The sequence below is a fragment of the Nocardia sp. SYP-A9097 genome, assembly GCF_009649815.1.
Lineage (GTDB): Bacteria > Actinomycetota > Actinomycetes > Mycobacteriales > Mycobacteriaceae > Nocardia.
Window position 1 is genome coordinate 89,726 of sequence record NZ_WJIC01000015.1, and the last position, 22,010, is coordinate 111,735.

At 66.6% G+C, this 22,010-nt stretch carries 19 protein-coding genes; 3 read left to right on the forward strand and 16 right to left on the reverse strand.

Annotated elements, in window-relative coordinates; all coding sequences use genetic code 11:
- Nucleotides 1-201 precede the first annotated feature (201 nt).
- From GFY24_RS26620 to ftsY, 12 genes are all read right to left on the reverse strand, one after another.
- The gene (locus tag GFY24_RS26620; protein ID WP_375336105.1) at nt 202-2,640 is read right to left on the reverse strand and encodes a Tex family protein; all 2,439 of its coding nucleotides are present in this window, start codon (nt 2,638-2,640) and stop codon (nt 202-204) included.
- 153 nt (nt 2,641-2,793) lie between these two features.
- Nucleotides 2,794-3,483 carry a tRNA (guanosine(37)-N1)-methyltransferase TrmD gene (gene trmD, locus GFY24_RS26625; protein ID WP_153807840.1) on the reverse strand — a complete coding sequence of 230 codons (690 nt, stop codon included), beginning with the start codon at nt 3,481-3,483 and terminating at the stop codon, nt 2,794-2,796.
- Between the two features lie 5 nt (nt 3,484-3,488).
- Complete coding sequence (gene rimM, locus GFY24_RS26630; RefSeq protein ID WP_153807841.1) at nt 3,489-4,028, reverse strand: ribosome maturation factor RimM; 540 nt, start codon at nt 4,026-4,028, stop codon at nt 3,489-3,491.
- Nucleotides 4,029-4,271: an RNA-binding protein gene (locus GFY24_RS26635; protein ID WP_067574801.1), complete on the reverse strand. Its 243-nt coding sequence runs from the start codon at nt 4,269-4,271 to the stop codon at nt 4,029-4,031.
- Nucleotides 4,271-4,708, reverse strand: a complete 438-nt coding sequence (rpsP, locus tag GFY24_RS26640; RefSeq protein WP_153807842.1) for a 30S ribosomal protein S16 — start codon at nt 4,706-4,708, stop codon at nt 4,271-4,273. The genes GFY24_RS26635 and rpsP overlap by 1 nt, the downstream gene beginning before the upstream one ends.
- Nucleotides 4,709-5,351: 643 nt before the next feature.
- The gene (locus tag GFY24_RS26645; protein ID WP_309231359.1) at nt 5,352-6,455 is read right to left on the reverse strand and encodes an amidohydrolase family protein; all 1,104 of its coding nucleotides are present in this window, start codon (nt 6,453-6,455) and stop codon (nt 5,352-5,354) included.
- A gap of 842 nt (nt 6,456-7,297) precedes the next feature.
- A complete protein-coding gene (gene ffh / locus GFY24_RS26650; protein WP_309231361.1) occupies nt 7,298-8,872 on the reverse strand; it encodes a signal recognition particle protein in 1,575 nt (524 codons plus the stop codon).
- Nucleotides 8,873-8,979: 107 nt separating this feature from the next.
- Complete coding sequence (locus GFY24_RS26655; RefSeq protein ID WP_309231362.1) at nt 8,980-9,294, reverse strand: hypothetical protein; 315 nt, start codon at nt 9,292-9,294, stop codon at nt 8,980-8,982.
- Between the two features lie 160 nt (nt 9,295-9,454).
- Nucleotides 9,455-11,929: a [protein-PII] uridylyltransferase gene (locus GFY24_RS26660; RefSeq protein WP_309231363.1), complete on the reverse strand. Its 2,475-nt coding sequence runs from the start codon at nt 11,927-11,929 to the stop codon at nt 9,455-9,457.
- A 132-nt stretch (nt 11,930-12,061) separates the two neighbouring features.
- Nucleotides 12,062-12,400, reverse strand: a complete 339-nt coding sequence (locus GFY24_RS26665) for a P-II family nitrogen regulator (protein WP_153807843.1) — start codon at nt 12,398-12,400, stop codon at nt 12,062-12,064.
- Nucleotides 12,401-12,403: 3 nt separating this feature from the next.
- Nucleotides 12,404-13,756 carry an ammonium transporter gene (locus GFY24_RS26670; protein WP_309231364.1) on the reverse strand — a complete coding sequence of 451 codons (1,353 nt, stop codon included), beginning with the start codon at nt 13,754-13,756 and terminating at the stop codon, nt 12,404-12,406.
- 206 nt (nt 13,757-13,962) lie between these two features.
- Nucleotides 13,963-15,624: a signal recognition particle-docking protein FtsY gene (gene ftsY, locus GFY24_RS26675; protein ID WP_309231365.1), complete on the reverse strand. Its 1,662-nt coding sequence runs from the start codon at nt 15,622-15,624 to the stop codon at nt 13,963-13,965.
- A gap of 215 nt (nt 15,625-15,839) precedes the next feature.
- Here ftsY and GFY24_RS26680 point away from each other — a divergent pair, with 215 nt between their 5' ends.
- Nucleotides 15,840-16,229, forward strand: coding sequence for a DUF2237 domain-containing protein (locus GFY24_RS26680; RefSeq protein WP_309231366.1), 390 nt, complete (start codon nt 15,840-15,842; stop codon nt 16,227-16,229).
- 65 nt (nt 16,230-16,294) lie between these two features.
- Here GFY24_RS26680 and GFY24_RS26685 read toward each other — a convergent pair whose 3' ends face one another.
- Nucleotides 16,295-17,401: an FAD-dependent monooxygenase gene (locus GFY24_RS26685; protein ID WP_153807846.1), complete on the reverse strand. Its 1,107-nt coding sequence runs from the start codon at nt 17,399-17,401 to the stop codon at nt 16,295-16,297.
- Between the two features lie 89 nt (nt 17,402-17,490).
- On the opposite strand from GFY24_RS26685, the gene GFY24_RS26690 reads away from it, so the two are divergent.
- Nucleotides 17,491-18,078 carry a TetR/AcrR family transcriptional regulator gene (locus GFY24_RS26690; protein ID WP_194853033.1) on the forward strand — a complete coding sequence of 196 codons (588 nt, stop codon included), beginning with the start codon at nt 17,491-17,493 and terminating at the stop codon, nt 18,076-18,078.
- Nucleotides 18,079-18,150: 72 nt separating this feature from the next.
- Here GFY24_RS26690 and GFY24_RS26695 read toward each other — a convergent pair whose 3' ends face one another.
- The 3 genes from GFY24_RS26695 to GFY24_RS43065 all read right to left on the reverse strand — a co-directional run bounded on the left by GFY24_RS26695 (nt 18,151) and on the right by GFY24_RS43065 (nt 21,008).
- Nucleotides 18,151-18,564 (reverse strand): hypothetical protein, encoded by a 414-nt coding sequence (locus GFY24_RS26695; RefSeq protein WP_153807848.1) that lies wholly within the window; start codon nt 18,562-18,564, stop codon nt 18,151-18,153.
- Nucleotides 18,565-18,685: 121 nt separating this feature from the next.
- Nucleotides 18,686-20,026 carry a hypothetical protein gene (locus GFY24_RS43210; protein ID WP_153807849.1) on the reverse strand — a complete coding sequence of 447 codons (1,341 nt, stop codon included), beginning with the start codon at nt 20,024-20,026 and terminating at the stop codon, nt 18,686-18,688.
- Nucleotides 20,027-20,090: 64 nt separating this feature from the next.
- Nucleotides 20,091-21,008 (reverse strand): TetR/AcrR family transcriptional regulator, encoded by a 918-nt coding sequence (locus tag GFY24_RS43065; protein ID WP_255458742.1) that lies wholly within the window; start codon nt 21,006-21,008, stop codon nt 20,091-20,093.
- Between the two features lie 105 nt (nt 21,009-21,113).
- Here GFY24_RS43065 and GFY24_RS26710 point away from each other — a divergent pair, with 105 nt between their 5' ends.
- On the forward strand, nt 21,114-22,010 hold the full coding sequence (locus GFY24_RS26710; RefSeq protein WP_153807850.1) for an NmrA family NAD(P)-binding protein: 897 nt from the start codon (nt 21,114-21,116) through the stop codon (nt 22,008-22,010).

Sequence of the window (22,010 nt, forward strand, 5' to 3'; positions counted from 1 at the left end):
CATCTCCCGAACCCCGCTGGAACGTGATCTCCCGCAGGGTATTCGGCTACGAAGGCCCCGGGTACATCCCTTCTACCATCCCATTCGACCGATTCCCCGGGAGAGACGCAACACGGATGTACTCACGCAGACAAACGTCGAGTAGCCCCCTGCGTGAGTACATCCAAGTTGATTCGTCTCTGCCGGTCGGTAGGTGCGAGGCTACTTGCCGAAGCCTGCGCGGCGGAGGGCCTCGGCCATCGAGCCGCTGGGCGCAGCCTGAGGGCGACTGCCACCTTGGCCGCCACGAGCGCCGCCGCCCTGGCCACCGCGGGGGTTGCCGGCGGCGTTACCGCGAGCGCCACCACCCTGGCCGCCGGGGTTGCCACCCTGGCGGGGGTTGTTGCCCTGGGGACGCTGGCCCTGGTTGCCGCGTGGGCGGCCTTCGCCGCGTTCGGGTTTCGGGGCTCCGGGCTCGTCGTCGAGGCGGAGGGAGAGGCCGATGCGCTGGCGTTGGACGTCCACCTCCATGACCTTGACCTTGACTACGTCGCCGGATTTCACAACCTCGCGGGGGTCCTTGATGAAGTTGTGGGACATGGCGGAGACGTGGACGAGGCCGTCCTGGTGGACGCCGATGTCGATGAAGGCGCCGAAGGCCGCGACATTGGTGACCACGCCTTCGAGGACCATGCCGGGTTTCAGGTCGCCGACTTTTTCGATGCCCGCGGCGAATTCGGCGGTCTTGAATTCGGGGCGGGGGTCACGGCCGGGCTTCTCCAGCTCGGCGATGATGTCGGTGACGGTGGGGACACCGAAGCGGTCGTCGGTGAAGTCCGCCGGGCGGAGGGCGCGCAGGGCCGTGGTGTTGCCGATGAGTTCGTGCATGCCGCGGCCGCTGACCTCGAGCATGCGGCGGACCACCGGGTATGCCTCGGGGTGGACCGAGGAGGTGTCGAGGGGGTCGTCGCCGTTGCGGATGCGGAGGAAGCCCGCGCACTGTTCGAAAGCCTTGGGGCCCAGGCGCGGAACGCTCAGCAGGGCGGTGCGGCTGCGGAACGGGCCGTTGGCATCGCGGTGGGCGACAATGCTTTCCGCGACCGCACCGGTGATGCCGGAGACTCGGGAGAGCAGTGGGACCGAGGCGGTGTTGACGTCCACGCCGACCGCGTTCACGGCGTCTTCGACGACCGCGCCGAGGGAACGCGCGAGCAGCGTCTCGGAGATGTCGTGCTGGTACTGACCGACGCCGATGGACTTCGGGTCGATCTTCACCAGTTCCGCGAGGGGGTCCTGCAGACGGCGGGCGATGGAGACCGCGCCACGCAGCGAGACATCCATATCGGGCAGTTCCACCGACGCGTACGCCGAAGCGGAGTACACCGAGGCGCCCGCTTCGGAGACCACGATCTTGGTGGGCTTGTTCTCGGGGATACGCGAGATGAGTTCCGCGGCAAGCGCATCGGTCTCACGGGAGGCGGTGCCGTTACCGATGGCGATGAGCTCCACATTGAAGCGCGCGACCAGTGCGCCCAGCACGGCGAGCGACTTCTCGGTCTGCCCGGTGTGCGGGTAGATGACCTCGGTGGCGACGGCCTTACCGGTGGCATCGACCACGGCCACCTTGACGCCGGTGCGGAAGCCCGGGTCCAGGCCCATGGTGGTGCGGGTGCCGGCGGGCGCGGCCAGCAGCAGGTCGCGCAGGTTCATGGCGAATACGTCGACGGCGTCGCGTTCGGCGGACTGGCGCAGGCGCATACGGATATCGATGCCCATGCTCACCTGCAGCTTGGTGCGCCACGCCCAGCGCACGGTATCGAGCAGCCAGGTGTCGGCGGCGCGGCCCTGCTCGGCGATGCCGAACTTGTAGGCGATGCGGCCTTCGTAGATGGTGCGCTCGCCCGGTTCGGGCTCTTCGGTGTCGGATTCGAGGTGCAGGGTGAGCACCTCTTCCTTCTCACCCCGCAGCAGCGCGAGGATGCGGTGCGAGGGCAGTTTCGAGAACGGCTCGCTGAATTCGAAGTAGTCGGCGAACTTCGCGCCCGCCTCTTCCTTGCCCGCGCGCACCGAGGAGCTGACCTGTCCGCGAGTCCACATGAGCTCGCGCAATTCACCGACCAGGTCGGCGTCCTCGGCGAAGCGTTCCACCAGGATCGACCGCGCGCCGTCGAGTTGTTCGGCGTTGTACTGCGCGGGATCGGTGGTCGGATCGCCGATCAGGGCGTCGGCGACGGGCTCGTGGCCGGCTTCGCGGGCGATCTGGGCCTTGGTGCGCCGCTTGGGCTTGTACGGCAGATAGATGTCTTCCAGGCGGGCCTTGGTATCGGCCAGCATGATCTGCGCGTGCAGCGCGTCATCCAATTTGCCCTGGCCCCGGATGGATTCGATGATCGAGCCCCGCCGGTCGTCGAGTTCGCGCAGGTAGTGCAGGCGCTCGTCGAGCTGGCGCAGTTGCGCGTCGTCCAGGCCGCCGGTGACCTCCTTGCGGTACCGGGCCACGAACGGAACGGTGGATCCGGCGTCGAGGAGATCGACGGCGGCACGCACCTGTTCTTCCCGTACCCCGAGCTCGTCGGCGATACGGCGGCCGACACTGGCTAGGCGGACGGTTCCGGTTCCGGTGGAGCTGACGGTGTCTGCGTTGACAGGTTCGGAGGCTATCGTCACGCCCGCAGACACTACCGTTGAACGGCGACAAGCTTGCACAGTGCCGCACCGAAAGCCAACGAAGGCCGCACCGAACGTCCGGTAAGTCCGACTCGGACGAATTTCCGACACACCGCGTGGCACGCGGAAAAGCGAACGGCGCGAAGGCTACTCGCCGGTCGGAGGCAACAGATCGGGGCGGCGTTCCCGGGTGCGTTCGAGAGACTGCTCGCGCCGCCAGGCATCGATCTTGGCGTGATTGCCGGACAGCAGGATCTCCGGAACATCCAGATCGCGCCACGACACCGGACGGGTGTAGCTCGGCCCCTCCAGGAGTCCGTCCGAGAACGAATCCTGTTCGTGCGATTGCTGATTGCCGAGCACGCCGGGAATCAACCGCACCACGGCCTCTGTCATGACGAGCACCGCGGCCTCGCCGCCGATCAACACGTAGTCACCGATACTGACCTCTTCGACGCGCACGCGCCGGGAAGCATCATCGAAGACGCGTTGATCGATGCCTTCATAGCGACCGCAGGCGAACACCAAATGCTTTTCGGCAGACCACCTTTCGGCGGTCCGCTGAGTGAACGGCACGCCCGCGGGCGTAGGCACCACGAGCAGCGCGTCATCCGGGCACACCTCGTCGAGGGCATCGCCCCATACGGTCGGCTTCATGACCATGCCGGGCCCGCCGCCGTACGGGGTGTCGTCGACGGCCTTGTGCACGTCATGCGTCCAGCCGCGCAGATCGTGCACACCGACTTCCAGCAGCCCCTTGTCGATTGCCTTGCCCAGCAAGGCCGTTCGCAGCGGCTCCAGGTATTCGGGGAAAATTGTGACAACGTCGATTCGCATCGCGCTCACTCCGGGTCCAGCAGACCCTCGGGCGGATCGATGACGATCAGAGAGTCGGCGATCGAAACGGTCGGAACCATCGCATTCACGAAGGGCACCAGGATCTCTCGGCCCGCGGGCCCTGGGAATCCCTCGGCCGCGGTGATCGAAAGCAGTTCTCCCGCAGCGGAATGCAGCACTTCGCGGACCTTGCCCACGACGGTGCCGTCACCGAGTTGCACTGTCAGACCTTCGAGTTCGTGATCGTAGTACCCATCCGATTCCTCCGAAGGCGGCAGATCGGCGGTATCGATCACAAAAAGCATGCCGCGCAACGCATCCGCGGCTTCACGCGTGACGAGCCCGTCCAGACGCACGAGAAGCCGGCCCGAGTGCTCCCGGGCCGACTCCACCACGTACTGCTGGATCTGCTTCGCCTTCGGCAACCGCCCCTTCAGGGTGGTGCCGACCGCGAAACGCAGATCCGGCTCGTCGGTGCGGACCTCTACGACGAGTTCGCCGCGCACTCCGTGCGACTTGGCGACCCGCCCGACGACGAGTTCCATTTATTGATCCGTGTCGACCACGTCGACGCGAATGCCCTTACCGCCGATTCCGGCGACGAGGGTGCGCAGTGCGGTGGCGGTACGACCACCGCGACCGATCACCTTGCCCAGATCATCGGGGTGCACGTGCACCTCGACGGTCCGGCCACGACGGCTGGTGATCAGCTCGACGTGGACATCGTCCGGATTGGCGACGATGCCGCGAACCAGATGTTCGACGGCATCGGCGACGACGGCCGTCATTACTCGGCAGCCGGGGTCTCGGCAGCGGCCTCGACGGCCTCTTCCTTCTTGGCGGCCTTCTTCTTCGGGGTGACGGCCTCGGCGGTGGGCTCGCTGTCGGCGGCGGCCAGCGCGGCGTTGAACAGGTCCAGCTTGGAGGTCTTCGGGGCCTTGACCTTCAGGGTGCCCTCGGCGCCCGGCAGGCCCTTGAACTTCTGCCAGTCGCCGGTGATCTCCAGCAGACGCTGCACGGGCTCGGTCGGCTGCGCGCCGACACCCAGCCAGTACTGCGCGCGCTCGGAATCGATCTGGATGAGCGAGGGCTCTTCCATCGGCTGGTAGATGCCGATGGACTCGATCGCGCGGCCGTCACGACGGGTACGGGCATCGGCGACGACGATGCGGTACTGCGGGTTGCGGATCTTGCCCATGCGGGTCAGCTTGATACGAACAGCCATTAGCTGTGCCTTTCGATGGCGGCCTTCCACGCGGGAAAGCCTGAGTGGTCACGGCGCAATTCAGCAGTCCACACGGGGTGGACCCGGTTTTGCGTTGAGTGTGTGACCGCCGCGCGGAACGTATCCGGAGACGGGCTGCACTGTCCTCGATGAGGACGATCGATCATTCTGCCAGACGGGCCGCGCGCCCCGGAAATCGGCTCCCGTGACCGCTCGATCGATCAGGCCTTGCCGTCTATGACCTCGGAAACGGCAAAGCCCATCGAAGCCCCGCGCGACTTCGATGGGCTGGTTGCTGTGCGCCTAGTGGCCGATGCTGCCGGTCAGCAGCTTGACGACCAGTCCGGCCAGCACGGCCACAGCAAAGCTCTCGACGGAACCCAAGGTCTTCTCCTCTTCAGGTGGAACTTGCAAACAGTGTGAAGCATGACTGATTCACTTCATTCGCGCAGTCGAATCCACCAACCCGAGAATCGAATTCGCGCCCCTGGACCCGAGGCGACTTCAAGCAGAACGAGACCCGCACCGGACGGCACCGGGTGCGTGCGGCCCCGATGCCGGAAGGGTACTTGGCAATTCCCCTCCGAATGCCTGCGTCACTGGATTCTAGAAGCCGGAACGCAGGCTCTGGTAGCCCATGGAACTACCGGTATGCGGTGACAGGATCACGCCGGTCATAGACACGACCACGCAGCACCACCCAGGCGGGAGTGGTGAGAGCGGCCAGATTCGAGCGCGGATCCTCCTGGTAGACAACGAAATCCGCACGAGCACCGGGCTCGATCCCGGACCGGCCCAGCCAGGCGCGGGCATTCCAGCAGGAGGCGCCCAGCGCGTCATGCGCGGTGAAACCCGCACCGGCGAGCGCGGAAATCTCATCGGCGATGCGACCGTGCGGGATGGAGCCACCCGCATCGGTGCCCGTGTAGATCGGCACACCCGCCTCATGCGCCTTGGCCACGGTCTCCCGCGAGCGCCGATGCAGATCGCGCATATGCGCGGCGTAGATCGGGAATTTAGCTGCGCTGTCGGCGATTTCGGGGAAGGTGTCGATATTGATGAGCGTCGGAACCAGCGCGGTCCCATTGCGCGCCATCATCTCGATGGTGTCATCGGTGAGCCCGGTCCCGTGTTCGATGCAGTCGATGCCCGCCTCGAGCAGACCGTGGAGCGCGTCCTCACCGAACACATGCGAGGTAACCCGCGCACCCTCCCGATGAGCCGCGTCGATGGCCTCTTTCAAAATGGCGTCCGACCACAACGGCGCCAGATCGCCCACCGACCGGTCGATCCAATCCCCGACAATCTTCACCCAGCCATCGCCCCGCCGCGCCTGCTCGGCGACGATCTCCGGCAGATCACGCTCATCATCGAGCTCGATCCCGAGCTCGCGAATATACCTACGCGGCCGGGCAATATGCCGCCCCGCCCGAATGATCTCCGGCAGATCCTCCCGCTCGTCGATGAACCGGGTATCGATCGGCGATCCCGCATCCCGCAGCAGCAGCGCCCCCGCATCCCGCTCGACCTCGGCCTGCGCGATCGCGCCCGCCGAATCCTCATCTCCCCCACCGTATTTGATGCCGACATGGCAGTGCGCATCCACCAGCCCCGGCACAATCCACCCGGAGGCGTGCACGGTCTCGGCATCAGCGATCGGCTCATACGAGATGACCCCATCCCGTACCCAGATATCCCGCAACTCCCCGTCGGGCAACACCACACCGCGGAAATGCAGACGCACCACCGGCCTCCTCGCCACGTCGTGTCCAACCTCGCTCCACTACAAACTACCGCCGACGGCATCGCAAGATCATCGAGGCGGATCTGTCTACCGACCGGCAGAGATGTTCCACATGCATGTACCCACGCAGGGGGCTACTCGGCGTTTACCAGCGCCATTACATGCATGTTTGCGACTCCCCCGAGGAATCCGACAAACGGGATGGTAGACGGGCTGTACACGGGGCCTTCGTAGCCGAATACCCTGCGGGACATTACGTTCCAGCGGGGTTCGGAAGAGGGCCAAGATTTTTCGGAGTGGTTACTTCGCCTGCCGTACCCGACTTTCGCTCCCCCTTTTTGGGCGCGAATACTCGCGACCCAGCCTGGCTGGATGGCCGTGGTCCCGATCTCGAACAAAGACAAAACCCCAAAGACCAAAACCCCCAAAACCCCCACCCCCGAGGCCATCACACCCCGCGTCTAACCCGCACACCCCCTGTACAAGGTGTGCGGGTACTACGCGGGGTGTGATGAGTCGATAAGGGTGTGTGCACCGCCCCCGAGACCCTTCACCTTGCCCGAATCGTCCACTTCGGGTCGGTGGTTCTTCTCGTCCTGGCGTCTTTGGTCTTGGTTCTGTCCGTGTTGTCTTTTCGTCTTTTGTTTTTGTCGTTGTGGTTCTGAAGGTTCCCACGGCCAGCCGACCAGGCTGGAACGTGAGAGCGCGGCACCCAACTGGGGGACCTAAAGCCGGGTACGGCACACGAGGTTCCCACTCCGAAAAATCGTGGCCATCCTCCGAACCCCGCTGGAACCGAAGGTAATCCCCCGGGGCCTGCTACGAAGGCCCCGGGACCACCACCGCTACTTCTTCGGGAAGTTCAACTTGGAGAGGTCGAAGCCTTCCAGGCCCGGGGGGAGCTCGTTCAGGCCGGAGGGCATGTTGGAGAGGTCGGGCATGCCGGCGGGCATGCCGCCGGGGAGGGCGGGCATGCCGGGGAAGCCGCCGCGCATCTTGGGCGGGGTGGGGCCGCGGCCGCCCTTTTTGCCCTTTTTGCCTTTGCCGCCCTTTTTGTTGTTGCCGCCGCGCGCACCCGGCAGGCCGAATTGGCGGCTCATCATGCCCATCATCTTCTTGGCTTCGAAGAAGCGGTCGACGAGTTGGTTGACCTCGGAAACCGCTACGCCGGAACCATTCGCGATGCGGAGGCGGCGGGAGGCGTTGATGATTTTGGGGTTGTCGCGTTCGGTGGGGGTCATGCCGCGGATGATGGCTTGGACGCGGTCCAGTTGCTTGTCATCTACTTGTGCGAGAACGTCTTTCATCTGTCCGGCGCCGGGGAGCATGCCGAGCAGGTTGCCGATCGGGCCCATCTTGCGGATGGCGAGCATCTGCTCGAGGAAGTCCTCGAGGGTGAGTTCACCGGAGCCGATCTTGCGGGCGGCTTCTTCGGCCTGCTGGGCGTCGTAGACCTGTTCGGCCTGTTCGATCAGGGTGAGCAGGTCGCCCATGCCGAGGATGCGGCTGGCCATGCGGTCGGGGTGGAAGACGTCGAAGTCTTCGAGCTTCTCGCCGGTGGAGGCGAAAAGGATTGGCTGGCCAGTGATTTCGCGGACGGACAGGGCCGCGCCACCGCGGGCGTCACCGTCGAGCTTGGTGAGTACGACGCCGGTGAAGCCGACGCCGTCGCGGAAGGCTTCGGCGGTGGTGACCGCGTCCTGGCCGATCATGGAGTCGAGGACGAAGAGGGTTTCGTCGGGGTTGACGGCGTCGCGGATGCCCGCGGCCTGCGCCATGAGTTCGGCATCGATGCCGAGGCGGCCGGCGGTGTCGACGATGACGATGTCGTACTGCTTGGACTTCGCCTCTTCGATACCGCGCCGTGCCACATCCACCGGATCGGCCGCGGAGACTCCGAGCGGGTTGTCGCCACCGCCGATGGAGGTGCCCGGATTGGGCGCGAATACCGGCACTCCGGCCCGTTCGCCGACAACTTGGAGCTGGGTGACCGCGCCGGGGCGCTGGAGGTCACAGGCGACGAGCAGCGGCTGATGCCCCTGTCCCTTCAGCCATTTCGCGAGCTTGCCCGCGAGGGTGGTCTTACCGGCGCCCTGCAGACCGGCCAGCATGATGACCGTGGGCGGGTTCTTGGCGTACTGCAGTCGCCGGGTCTCGCCGCCGAGAATGGCGACGAGTTCCTCGTTGACGATCTTGACGACCTGCTGGGCCGGGTTCAGCGCCGCGGAGACCTCCGCGCCCTTGGCGCGTTCCTTGACCTTGGCGATGAAGGTGCGGACCACCGGCAGTGCGACGTCGGCCTCGAGCAGCGCGAGTCGGATCTCGCGGGCGGTGGCATCGATGTCGGCAGGTGACAGGCGCCCCTTTCCGCGCAGATCCTTGAGGGCACCGGCCAACCGGTCGGAAAGGGATTCGAACACCGATGCTCCTGATCTCGAGGGACGTCACTCGAGATACCAGGGTAGTGGGATCCGCGCCGGGCCGTTATTCCAGGGACCGTGAGCAGCGCGATCCCTTCGCGGCGAGGCTATTCCAGTGAGCGTGGGCGCGGCCAGGTCGAGGGCCTGCGCAGGTCGTGTTGTTCGCTGGCGACCATGCCGACGGCTTCGCGGGCGGTGAGCCCGAGTTCGAGGGCGAGCCCGTCGAGGACGACCCATTCGGTGTCGCTCAGGGTGTAGTCGGCGAGGGTGGAGGCGATGGTCATGGCGGTCACCGCCTGCTGACCGGAGAGGGTGCGGCCGGGTAGCCAGGAAACCACCCAGCGGTCGCCGCCTACGCAGCGCGCGATGTGTGTGGTCGAATCGCTTGTCATCATCGATGCTGAAACAACTTCGATTGCCACCGACCAGCTCCCCTCGTAGCACGCGCGACAAGCTTTGGTTGAGGGCGATATTAGGGTGCGGTGGGGATGACTCGATCCCTATTTCAGCAAATTACGTGCAACGATCAGATTAACTGGCAAACGTACGGTTTGCCAGTTAATCCAGCTTCCTGGCAATCGGTCAGAAAACCGAGGTTGATCCGTTTTCCGTGTCCGATTCAGGCGTTTTCTTCGGTTGTTGCGGAGGCACTACGGCGAGCACCGCAGCCGAGATTTCCGCGCGCCGCTCCGGCGTGTCGGAAGCGCCCAGATCCAGGCAGAAGGTATCCACCACCGCCGCGCCCATGGTGGCGACCTTCGCCCACGACACATTCGCACCGGATTCGGCGAGTGCCGCGGCCAACCGACTCAGCAAACCGATTCGATCCTCGGCGCGCAATTCCAGTAGAACGCGTCCGGGATCGGTGGTTTCATTCCACAGCACGCGCGGCGCGGCCTGCGCGTACGGACTCGGCTGGGTGCCACCGGCTTCGCGTTCCTTGCGCGCGAGCACCGAAACCAGGTCCAGATCACCGTTTATGGCCCTGATCAATTCCTGGCGCAGCAGGCCCGGGTCCGGCGGATCACCGAAACGCGGTGCGACCGCGAAGGTATCGATGGCGGATTTGCCGACACCGGCGAGTTCGGCCGAGAGCACCCGCAGCGAATGCAGCGCCAGCACGCCCGCCGCATCCGAGAGCAGGCCCGGGGTGTCCGGCGCGACAACCGTGACAACGTGCGTGTACCGCCCATCCCCCGGTTTCAATTCCACATGTACGCCGCCGCTTTCGGCCTTTTCGCGCAGGTCGTCCGGAATCGCCTCGGGTTTGGGCAGATCCTCCCCCGCCATCGACAACCGGCACCGGCGCACCAGATCACCGATGAGCGAGACTTTCCAGTCGTTCCAGACGCCCGGCCCGGTGGCCAGCGAATCGGCCTCGGCCAGAGCGTGCAGCAATTCCAGCAATTGCGGATCACCGTCGAGGGCCTCGACCACCATTTTCACGGTGTCCGGATCGGCGAGATCGCGGCGCGTCGCGGTATCGGGCAGCAGCAGATGATGCCGCACCATGGCCGAGAGCATGCGCACATCCGACGGCCACAGCCCGAGCCGGCGCCCGATGGAGGTGGCCAATTCCGCGCCGACCACACTGTGATCCTCCGTGCGCCCCTTGCCGATATCGTGCAGCAGCGCACCGATCAGCAGCAGGTCCGGGCGGGCCACGCGGGTGGAGAGCGCACCGGCCTGCGCGACCGCCTCCATGAGATGACGGTCCACGGTCCAGGTGTGCATGGCATCGCGGGGCGGCAGGTCGCGTACCACGCCCCACTCCGGAAAGAGCCTGCCCCACAAGCCCGTTCGATCCAATGCCTCGATGGCGTCGATGGTGCCGCGGCCCGCGCCCAACAACACCAGCAGGTCGTTGAGGGCTTCCTTGGGCCACGGCTCGCGTAGCTCGGGGGCGTCCTCGGAGAGCCTGTTCAGGGTGGTCGCGGACATGGGCAGTCCGGTCTGCGCGGAGGAGGCGGCCACGCGCAGTATCAGTCCCGGATCACGTTGCGGCCGTGCGTCTCTCGCGAGCACCACTTCACCCGAGTGCTCGACCACCCCCTCATCGAGTGGTCGGCGCACCGGCATGCGGCGCAGGCGAGCGAGGCCGCGGCGGGGCAGCGCGTTGGCGGCGGTGCGCAACCCGACATCGGTGGAGTAGCTGACGGTTCGCGCCGCATCGCTGAGGGTGCGGGCGAGGTCGAAACGATCTCCGATGCGCAGGGCCGCGCCGATTTCGTCCGCATCCTGGGCGCGCAATTGGTCGCGGGCGCGACCGGCAACCCGATGCAGTTCGGTGCGAACATCCAGCAATTTGCGGTGTGCCTGTTTCAGCCCGCCGCCGGGCACATCTGGACCGAGCCCCGGCATGGCATCGGTCAGTTGTGCGATGGCGAGGGCGTCCAGGAGTTGGATATCGCGTAGTCCGCCGCGCCCGTTCTTGAGATCGGGTTCGGCGCGATGTGCGATCTCTCCGCTACGCCGCCAACGGGTTTCGGCTTGCGCGATGAGACCGTCGAACCGGGAGCGGATCCCGGTGCGCCAATCCCGCCGCACCCCGCTGATCAGTAGATTGCTGAGACCGTCGTCGCCGACGATATGGCGGGCCTCCAGCATGCCCAGCGCGGCGGTCAGGTCATCGGCGGCCACGCGCAGCGCCTGCGGCACCGTGCGCACGCTGTGATCGAGTTTGATGTGCGCGTCCCACAGCGGATACCAGAGCTGATCGGCGACCTCGGCGACCTTGGCGGGGTCGACGTCGTCGTAGAGCAGTACCAGATCCAGATCCGAGTAGGGCAGCATTTCGCGGCGGCCCAACCCACCCACCGCGACGATCGAGAGCCCACTGCCCTCGGTGATGCCGACCTCGTGACCCTTTGTGGTCAGCCACAATTCGTAGAGATCGACCAGCGCCAGCCGCAGCGCCTCCGGATCCAACCGGGTGGCGCGCCCATGCGCTGCGGTGTGTTCGGCGAGTAGCTGGTTGCGAGCCCGGACCAGATCCGAAGCGCCGTTGGAGACCTTCTCCGCAGAGTCCTTCTCGTCGCGTGCCTGCTGGAAACCCACACCACACCACCCATCTCATTCAGTTCGTAATCCCGGCTGCCACCGGAACTTTCAACCCTGCGCGAGCACGCGGACGGCCCCGCTCCAACCGGTCCTGCACCGGTGGAACGGGGCCGCCGCTCGATCCCTGAATTACAGAGCGTCCGACCCGCGTTCGCCGGTGCGGACCCGGATGACGGCCTCGACGGGCGTCACCCAGACCTTGCCGTCACCGATCTTGCCGGTGCGGGCGGCTTCGACGATCACCTCGACGACCTTCTCGACGGAGGTGTCGTCCACGACCACCTCCACCCGGACCTTCGGGACGAAGTCGACCGAGTACTCGGCACCGCGGTAGACCTCGGTGTGACCCTTCTGACGGCCGTAGCCCTGCACCTCGCTGACGGTCATGCCGAGCACGCCGGCCTGCTCCAGCCCGGACTTGACGTCCTCGAGCGTGAAAGGTTTGACGATTGCGGTAACCAGTTTCATGCGTCATGCCTCCTTGACGGCGGTGGTACGTGCCGTGCCACCCACAGCAGCGAAATCGTATGCCGATTCAGCGTGCTCCGACTCGTCCAAGCCCACGAACTCGGCATCTTCTTCCGCACGGAGGCCGATGGTGTACTTGATGGCCAGCGCGATGACGAGCGTCGCGATACCGGACCAGGCGAGCACCGCACCCGCACCGATGGCCTGCTTGACCAGCTGGTCGAAACCGCCACCGTAGAACAGACCCTTGACCGCGGCCGGGGCCTCGGGGGCGGCGACCAGGCCGACCATCAGGGTGCCCGCGATACCACCGACGAGGTGGACGCCGACCACGTCGAGCGAGTCGTCGAAGCCGAAGCGGAACTTCAGGCCCACGGCCAGGGCGCAGAGCACACCGGCGACCACACCGATGGCGAGCGCGCCGACCACGTTCACCGAGGAGCAGGACGGAGTGATCGCGACCAGACCGGCCACGATGCCCGAAGCGGCACCGAGCGAGGTGGCGTGACCGTCACGAACCTTCTCCACCAGCAGCCAGGCGAGCATGGCCGAACCGGTGGCGACGGTGGTGGTGACGAAGGTGGCGCCGGCGATACCGTTGGAGCCCACCGCGGAACCCGCGTTGAAGCCGTACCAGCCGAACCACAGCAGACCCGCGCCGAGCATGACGAACGGCAGGTTGTGCGGGCGCATCGGGGTGCCCGGCCAGCCCTTGCGCTTGCCGAGGACGATGGCCAGGACCAGGCCCGCGATACCGGCGTTGATATGGACCGCGGTACCACCCGCGAAGTCGATCGCCTTGAGCTTGGTGGCGATCCAGCCGCCGTGCTCACCGGTGACGCCGTCGAAGGCGAAGACCCAGTGCGCGATCGGGAAGTAGACGACCGTGGCCCACACGGTCGCGAAGAGCAGCCACGAGCCGAACTTCAGGCGGTCGGCGACCGCACCCGAGATGAGGGCGACCGTGATGATCGCGAACATAAGCTGGAATGCCACGAAAACCGTGGCTGGGATCGTGCCCGCGAGTGGTATAGCCACCTTGACGGACGCGTCGGTAGCGCTGGCTAGATACGTGCCACCGAACAGGGATTTCAGGCCGAAGTACTGCGCCGGATCACCGAAGAGATTGCCCTTGTCCTCGCCGAACGCCATAGAGAAGCCGTACAGCACCCACAGGACGGTGATAACGCCCATGGCACTGATGCTCATCATGATCATGTTCAGCACGTTCTTCGAGCGGACCATGCCGCCGTAGAAGAATGCGAGTCCGGGGGTCATCAACAGCACGAGCGCTGAACTGGCCAGCATCCATGCGGTATCTCCGGCGTCAGGTGCGCCTAATACGGGGAACGCCACCTTAATTTCCTCCTCATCTCGGGCCCCGCCGATAACGGCGAACGAGCCTGACATGAAGGTTCGGCGAGTGGTGTTTCCGCCGTGATCCTGTGGCGTTTCGCGTAGGTGAACGGATGAGATTGCAGTGTTTCGGTCAGGTTTCCACAATCGCACCGCTGTTACCGAAGGGGCGTGAGGTTATCGGAGTTCCTCGTGGTGCGGGCGGCTCAGCCGAGTAGCGCGTCGACGAAAGCGCCTGGCTCGAAGGGTGCCAGATCGTCCTGACCCTCACCCAAACCGACCAGTTTTACCGGTACGCCGAGCTCGTGCTGCACCTGGAAGACGATGCCGCCCTTGGCCGTTCCATCCAGCTTCGTCAGGGCAACACCGGTGATATCGACGACGTCGGCGAAGACCCGGGCCTGCATCAGACCGTTCTGTCCGACCGTGGCATCGAGAACCAGGATCACCTCGTCGACTTCGGCCTTCTTCTCCACCACACGCTTGACCTTGCCCAGCTCGTCCATCAGGCCGGTTTTAGTGTGCAGGCGGCCCGCGGTATCGATGAGCACCACATCGACGCCACGATCGATACCGGCGGTGACGGCGTCGAAGGCGACGGCGGCCGGATCCGCGGCCTCCTTCCCGCGCACGGTCTCCGCGCCCACGCGCTCACCCCAGGTCTGCAACTGATCGGCGGCCGCGGCACGGAAGGTATCGGCCGCGCCGAGTAGGACGCGGCGGCCGTCGGCCACCAGCACGCGCGCGAGTTTGCCTGTGGTGGTGGTCTTTCCGGTGCCGTTCACACCGACCACCAACAGGACGGCGGGGTGATCCTGGTGCGGGAGCGCGCGAATCGAGCGATCCAACTCCGGACGCAGCGCCTCGACCAGCACCTCGCGCAGGACAGCGCGCGCATCATCGGCGGTACGTACGGTGCGCGCGGCCATCTCCTCGCGCAGGCGCGCCACAATGGTGGCGGTCACCGCGGTGCCGAGATCGGCCATCACGAGGGTGTCCTCGATCTCCTCCCAGGAGTCCTCATCGAGGTCGCCACCGCCGAGCAGACCGAGCAGCGATTTGCCGACGGCATTCTGCGAACGCGCCAGGCGGCCGCGCAGGCGATTCAGGCGGCCCGCCGTGGGTTCGATATCCGGGACGAAGTCGACCTCGGCCGCGGCGGGAACCTCGGAAACCTCGGCGGGCGCGGCGGATTCGACCGGGGCCGGCGCGGCGGGCTGAGCCGTAGCGGCGGGAGCCGCCTCCACGGGCGCGACCGAACCCGGGGTGGCGCTTGCCTTCTCAACGGTGGGGGCTTCAGCGGGAGCAGAATCCGTGGTGGGGACGGCCGTCTCGGTAGCGGCGAGGTCCGCGGTCTCGGCGGGAACCGTGGTGACCGGCGGCGCGGTATCCGCGGGCGCAGTGGCAGTGCTGCCCGGTACGGAGGTGTCGGCCCGGGTAGCCGTGTCTGCCTCGGCGGTCGCAGGCTCGACGGTCACGGAATCGACAGCGGCGGTCTCGGGGGCGAGCTCCGGGCCCTGGACCGGTTCGGGCAGGGGGATGTCGTGGATGCTGCGTTTGCCGGAGTCGCGCGGGATGGCGGCGTCATCGCCGATGTGCGGCTGGCCGTCGGTGTCGGTGCGCTCGATCAGGATGGGATCGGGTTCGGGCTCCGGTTTCGGGAGGGTTGCCGTCCCGCCGCCTTGACTGAAGCTGAATCCACTCGATGCCGTGTACCCGCCCGACCGGTCGGTCAACTCCGGCTTCACGGCCTCGGCGGCCGGGGTGAGCGAAATCCGGCGGCGCCTGTACAGGACGAATCCCGAGACGAACGCCACCAGCAGGACCGCGGCAATAGCGGCGATGAGGATCCAGGCTTGTGCAGTCACGACGCCATCCTCTCAGAGGGGCCACTATTGCCGGTTTCACACACCTACTCGCGGGTTGCGGGGCAGTGTCTTTTAGCACATATCGGTGCGTAACAGCTATGGACACGCCGATTCGGGGGCTTCGAACCGGGGGAACTACCGACCGGTCAGCTCGACAATGCACCACAGTGCGGAAGGAGCGGCGAATGCGACACCGAGACAATAGGATCGGCGACGTGACCGATCGAAATGTGCTTGGGGGACCGCTGGAGGAGTGTGGCACCGATCCTCTCACCGGCTTCTACCGGGACGGCTGCTGTAGCACCGGCCCCGAAGACCTTGGCAGCCACACCGTATGCACCGTGGTGACCGCGGAATTCCTGGAGCACCAGAAGTCGATCGGTAATGACTTGCTCACCGCGCGACCGGAGAACAATTTCCCCGGCCTGCAACCCGGTGACCGCTGGTGTGTGGTGGCGGTGCGCTGGCTGCACGCGCACGAGGACGGGGTGGCCGCGCCGGTGGTATTGGCCGCCACCCATGAGAACGCCCTCGAGGTGGTGCCCATGGATACGCTGCGCAAATACGCCGTGGATGTGCCCGACGACGTCAGCGATCTGCTGTAACGGCACACCATGATCCGGCACACGGACCACTCCCCCGATATCGATGAACCGCGAGGAAGCGCGGTTCACACCCGTCGCATGACGCGGGCGGCGGTGTCGCGCAGCAGGATTCCGAGGCGACTGCCCGGGACGATGAACATTCCGGCGGCACGGGCCCCGTTCTGTTCGGGGTCGGACAGCACGCGCTGGCGCTCTTCGTAGCGGCGCAGGGCGGTGTCCGGTTCGCCCGGGGTACGGGCCAATTCCTCGGCGAGGGTGCGGGCGGCGGCAATGGCGAGGCTGGAGCCGTCGCCGAAGAGCGAAACGCTGGAGCCCGCGTCGCCGAGCAGGGTGATGCGGCCTTTCGACCAGGTCGGCAGCCGCACCTTGCTGACGGAGTCGAAGTAGAGGTCGCCGGCGGCGCGGATCTGGTCGATGACATCGCCGAAGATGCCGGCCGGTCCGTCGAATGCTTCGAGCAGTAACCGCTTGTGCTGTTCCATGTCGCGGTAGTCGTAACCGGGGACGGCCGGACCGCGGAACATCAAGGCGGCGAGCGGCTTTCCACCGGCCGGGTGCACGGAGATCGAGCGTCCGGGCGTGTTGTACATGACCACCTCGTGCGCCTCGCCGTACGCGCGCGCCACCGGCAGGGTGGCGACGTAGATTCCCATGTGCCGCACGAACTCCCGCTCCGGACCGAAGGCCAGGCGGCGCACATTGGAGTGCAGTCCGTCCGCGCCGACCACATAGTCGAAGCGCTCGGGCGCGTGCTGTTCGAAGGTCACCGACACGCCCGCTCCGTCGGGCACCAGGCCGGTAATGCTTTCGCCCCAGCGGATTTCGGCCCGGGCATGTGCCGCGCCGAGCAGAATCTTCGCCAACTCGGCCCGCGCCAATTCGACCTCAGCCGAGCCGTCGGGCCCCTTGGTGGCGACCGAGACCCGCCGCCGCCCCGCCGCGTTCACGAAGCTGAGCCGGTCGACATCGATTGCCACCTTACGCAATTCGGGCATCACACCCATCTGCTCCACCACTTCGGCCGCGAATCCGCGCACGTCGACGGGGTTGCCGCTGGATCGCTGCCCGGTGGCACGCTCCACCACCGTCACATCGAACCCACGCTCACTCAGCCAGTAGGCCAGGGTCGAACCGCCGACACCCGCGCCCGAAATCAGAACTCTCCCGCTCATGACAATCACCCCGATCGACCTAAGTGGACGAATTTCGTCCGTTTATTCGATGTTACGGTAAGCGGAAGCATTTCGTCCACTTATTGGAGGTGAGTTCGACGGCCGAACAACTACGCGCCGATGCGCGCAGCAACCGCGACCAGATCCTCAATGCCGCACTCGCGGTCTTCCGTGAACGCGGCACCGAGGTCCCCATGAAGGAGATCGCCGACCGCGCCGGAGTCGGCGTCGGCACCCTCTACCGCCGCTTCCCCGATCGCGACGCACTGCTGACCGGCACAGCACGCGCCCACCTGCAACGGCTCGCGGACCTGGCGGCCACGGCGTGGCGCGAGGAGCACACCGCTTGGCGCGGAATATGCCGGTTTGTCCGCGAATGTGCCGAAATGCAGCTCGGCGCACAGTCTTCCGCCCTGGCACCCGCTTACCACCGGGCCATGCACGCCGACCCCGGCCTGGTCGAAGTCCGCGCCACAGTCGTGGACCTGCTGGCCCGCATGACCGCTCAGGCCCAGGCCGATGGCGACCTGCGCCCGGATATCGGCCCCGAGGACATCGGCCTGCTGATGACCGTGCAGGTCTACACCCGAGAAGACGAGTCCTACCCCGACGCCGTCGACCGCATCATGCGAATCATGCTGGACGGCCTACGCCCCCAACCGGATTTGGCGCGGTAGGTCTCCTGTCGGCCGCGGGGCACAGCGGAAAACCGCCCGGCCGAGTGGCCGGACGGCATACGGCGCCGGTGATCAGCGCGAGGCGCAGAGCGTGTAGGTCTGCACGGCGGCCATGGCGGCGGTGAAGGCGGCGATGAACAGAATGCCCGCGATGCCCAGGGTGGTGGGCTCGAGCCAGCCGGCCTCGACGGCGATGACACTGTCGACGGCCCAGACCGCGTTGAGTCCGGCGATGAATGCGGCTGGGCGGCGCGGGATTTCGCGGCGGGTGGCGACCACCAGGACGGCTGCGGCGTAGAGGATGAAGAAGGCTCCGACGCCGAGGAGCAGTTCGGTGGCGAGGCCGAGGGCGGTATCCAGGACTCCGGACAGGGCGGTGATCAGGATGCCGGAGGCGAGGGTGACGATGCCGTCAGCCGCATAGGCCAGGGGCAGCGGGGACATTCCGGCGATCAGGCGGGGGCTGGCGGCGGTGCTGGCGGTCATGGGATCGGATCCTTCCGTGAGGCTTTCGAAGACACCTCAACCGTCGCCGCCGGTGCACTGCCGACACCATCCCAAGAGCTGCCGAACACTGCCGATCGCAGGTCAGCGGTGGTGAATTGGTTCAGGAAGCCATGCTGTCGAGGCCGGCTCGCAAGTGCGCGGCGATGATTCGCGCTGCCGCGTTCTGCCAATTGTGGAGTGTGCGTTCGGGTACCTGATCCGCGAACCAGGACAGGGCGAGCCGTGAGACCGGGTCGAGGTCGGTGCGTTTGGTGCGGACGCTGTACGGGCGGATGCCGACGACGTAGTAGAAGTACACCGAGTTGTAGTGCCGCCACTCTTCGCTGGTGCCGAAATCCGCTCCGGTGCGGGGTTTCAGGTGGGCGATGCTCTCGGTCAGCAGTGCTTTGAGTTCGGTGGCACGGTCGAGCGGACCGGGCGGGGTATCGCGTCCTTCGAGCCGGGAGTCGATGGCGGGCAGGTCGATCAGCGGACTGGAGACCAGTTTGCCGAGGTCGGCGTAGTGACTCAGGGCGCGGCGCGTGAGCCGGGCGAATTCGGCCTCGCCGAGCTCGGCCAGTCCGGTCCCGATTCGCTTACGTGGCAATTCCTCCGCGGCGGTGCGCAGTTCACCGCGCGCCTGCTGCAACGGCGGTGCGAACGCGAACCGGTCGATACTCGCCTGTAGCGGGCCATTGAGCACCTGCATGGCGATGGCGGCCGCGATCGCCCCGAAGAGCAGGGCCACCAAGGCCGTTCGCTCCCCCGCCAGCACGATCGCCACGGCCGCCTGTCCGCCGAACACCGCCGCCGCCGCGGTCGAAATCAGCAGGGAGCGCACCATATCCGCGCGCAGCGCCTGGCCTTCCTCGAAGGCGTCCAGGACCGCGATACCCACGCCGAGCAGGACCAGGTCCACCGCGATCGCCGAGAGCATGGCGGTGCGCGGCAGTACGGTCAGCCCCAGCAGGATCAAGGCCGCGCTGAGTCCGAACATGAGTGCGCCGACGGTGAGCAGCCCGGCAACGGGCCGCCGTCCGTCCTCGGCCCAATCCCATTGCTGCCCGAGTACAGCCAGCATTCCGGCCATGAGCGCAAGCAGCGCCACCGTCCCGAACGCGTAACCGGCGGGCAGGAATCCGGCCGCCGCGGGCATGGCGAGCATGGCGCTCACCGGCACCAATCCCAACCGCCACAACCGATCCGCATGCCCGGCCCACCGCTCGGTGAGTAGCAGCACGAACACTCCACTCCACGCCACCGCGGGCAGGCACACCAGCACGATCCGTATGCCGCCGAACCATGCGTCCCCCGTGGCCAGCTGATCCGCCACCACCGCGACCGCATACGCGATCAACCCGGCGGCCGCCCGGCGCAGCACCGCCTTGCGTGCATCCCGCGCGAGCAGATACCAACCCAGCCACCACGCGACACCGAACGCCACCGCCGATACCCACACCACGAAGGGGAGCCTACTGTCGCGCGGTCGACGATTGTGCGCGTACATCGTTCGGGACCGGTAAATCTCAGACTGTGAGGGCGTGGCGGCGGCGGTGGGCCTTCTGCCGGCACGCGGGTGAGCAGTAGTGGGCGGGGCGGCCGGTGCCGGTGTGGTGGACGGGGGTGGCACAGACCGGGCAGGGGTGGGCGGGGGTTTCGTTACCGGGGGTGGTTTCGTTATGCGGGGTGGCGGACTTTTCGGGTTTCGTTACGGCGGGGCGGGACGGGGCGGGGCGGAGGGCGTCGAGGACGAGGCCGGCCGGGCGGGCCAGGCCGGGGGTGGTGGAAATGCGCTGGATGGCAACGCATCCGGTGTAGATGGCGAGGACGTCGGGGAGGGTGAGGTCGGCGCGGAGGGTGCCTTGGCGCTGGGCCGCGGTGATCAGGTGCTGGAGTGCCCGGTGGAAGCGCAGGCCCGCTTCGCGCAGCATGTCGCGTGGCCAGCCGTCGTTCTCGAAGACATTGCAGAGGGACTCGTTACCGCTGGTCGAGGTGATGACCTCGGCGCAGAAGGCGAAGAAGGCGAGTCCGGCATCGGGTGCGTCGCGGTAGCCGACGGCCAGGGCGGTGAGGCGGTCGATGCGTTGTTGCAGAACCGCTTCCAGCAGATCGGTTTTCGAGGGAAAATGCCGGTGCACGGTGCCCGCGCCGACTCCGGCGCGCCGGGCGATCTCGGCCAGCGATACCGAGGTGCCCTCCTCGACGAAGGCCCGCTGCGCCGCCGCCAGGACCAGGGCACGGTTCCGGCGTGCGTCGGCGCGGGCGTTCGGCGCGGCCGGGCCGCCGACCTCCAGGCCGCCAACCACCGGGCCGCCGACCATCGGGCGGTCCCGCCGGGCGGGGTTCGCGCCCGGCCCGGGCGCACTGCCGGGGGCTTGGTGCACTGCGGGGTCGGAATGCGCTGTGCCGGTGGAGGTTCGGCGGGTCTGCGGCGGGGCGGTCATTTCGTTACGCGGTCCTTCTCGGGCGCTGGCGAACTGTGGATGCCTGCTCGTAGCGTCGGTATTCGGGTCGTCCGACCCGAATACTACCGAAGGAACAGGGTGAACATGTCTGCTCGGAACGACCTTGTCTTGGTTACCGCCGCGACCGGGAAGCAGGGTGGTGCGACAGCGCGCCGGCTACTGGCCGCGGGGCGGCCGGTGCGTGCACTGGTGCGGGATCCGGAATCGGCTGCGGCGCAGCAGCTTGCGGCGGCCGGCGCGGAATTGGCGGTCGGCGATTTCGATGCGCCGGACACGGTCGCGGTCGCATTGCGCGGTGTGAGTGCGGTTCTCATCGTTCCGCCCGCGGCCTTCGGGCCGGACGGGTGGGATGTGGACCTGGAAGCCCGGCGCGGGGAGAATCTGGTCGCGGCGGCGCGGGACGCCGGGGTCGATCAGCTCGTCTTCACCGGGATCGCCTCGTTCGAACTCGAATCACAGTGGGGCGCATACGGTAAGCGCCGTATCGAGGAGGCGGTGCGGGCGAGCGGTCTGCGCTGGACCATCCTGCGCCCGGTCCGTTTCATGGAGAACTATCTGGCGCAAGGGTTCCCGGTGGATGGCATCAAAGATGGTGTGCACCACCATCTCTTCCCTGCCGACCTTCCGGTGCAGATGATCGCCGTGGACGATGTGGCGGCCTTCGCCGAACTCGCCTTCACCGATCCCGACCATTTTCATGGTCGGATTCTCGAGTTGGCCGGGGACGAACGCACCATGGTGGCAGCGGCAGCGGTGATCAGCGAGATCACCGGGCATACCGTCACTTACGAGGAACTATCGGAGGACTTCGCCGCCGGGATGGGCGACGAGGTCCTCAAGGTCTTCCAAATGTCGCGTGCAGGACAGGGGTGGCATGCGGACCTCCCCGCCCTTCGCGAAATCCTGCCGGCGCTACGGACTTTCGAGACTTGGCTCACCGAAACCGGTGCGGCCCAGCTGAAACCGCTACTGGCCGGCTAG

Excerpts from the sequence above, each read along its gene's own strand:
- GFY24_RS26665 (WP_153807843.1), bottom strand. The coding sequence starts at position 12,400 with ATGAAACTGGTTACCGCAATCGTCAAACCTTTCACGCTCGAGGACGTC.
- rimM (WP_153807841.1), bottom strand. The coding sequence starts at position 4,028 with ATGGAACTCGTCGTCGGGCGGGTCGCCAAGTCGCACGGAGTGCGCGGC.
- trmD (WP_153807840.1), bottom strand. The coding sequence starts at position 3,483 with ATGCGAATCGACGTTGTCACAATTTTCCCCGAATACCTGGAGCCGCTG.
- GFY24_RS26710 (WP_153807850.1), top strand. The coding sequence starts at position 21,114 with ATGTCTGCTCGGAACGACCTTGTCTTGGTTACCGCCGCGACCGGGAAG.
- GFY24_RS26695 (WP_153807848.1), bottom strand. The coding sequence starts at position 18,564 with ATGACCGCCAGCACCGCCGCCAGCCCCCGCCTGATCGCCGGAATGTCC.
- GFY24_RS26635 (WP_067574801.1), bottom strand. The coding sequence starts at position 4,271 with ATGACGGCCGTCGTCGCCGATGCCGTCGAACATCTGGTTCGCGGCATC.
- GFY24_RS26685 (WP_153807846.1), bottom strand. The coding sequence starts at position 17,401 with ATGAGCGGGAGAGTTCTGATTTCGGGCGCGGGTGTCGGCGGTTCGACC.
- rpsP (WP_153807842.1), bottom strand. The coding sequence starts at position 4,708 with ATGGCTGTTCGTATCAAGCTGACCCGCATGGGCAAGATCCGCAACCCG.
- GFY24_RS43065 (WP_255458742.1), bottom strand. The coding sequence starts at position 21,008 with ATGACCGCCCCGCCGCAGACCCGCCGAACCTCCACCGGCACAGCGCAT.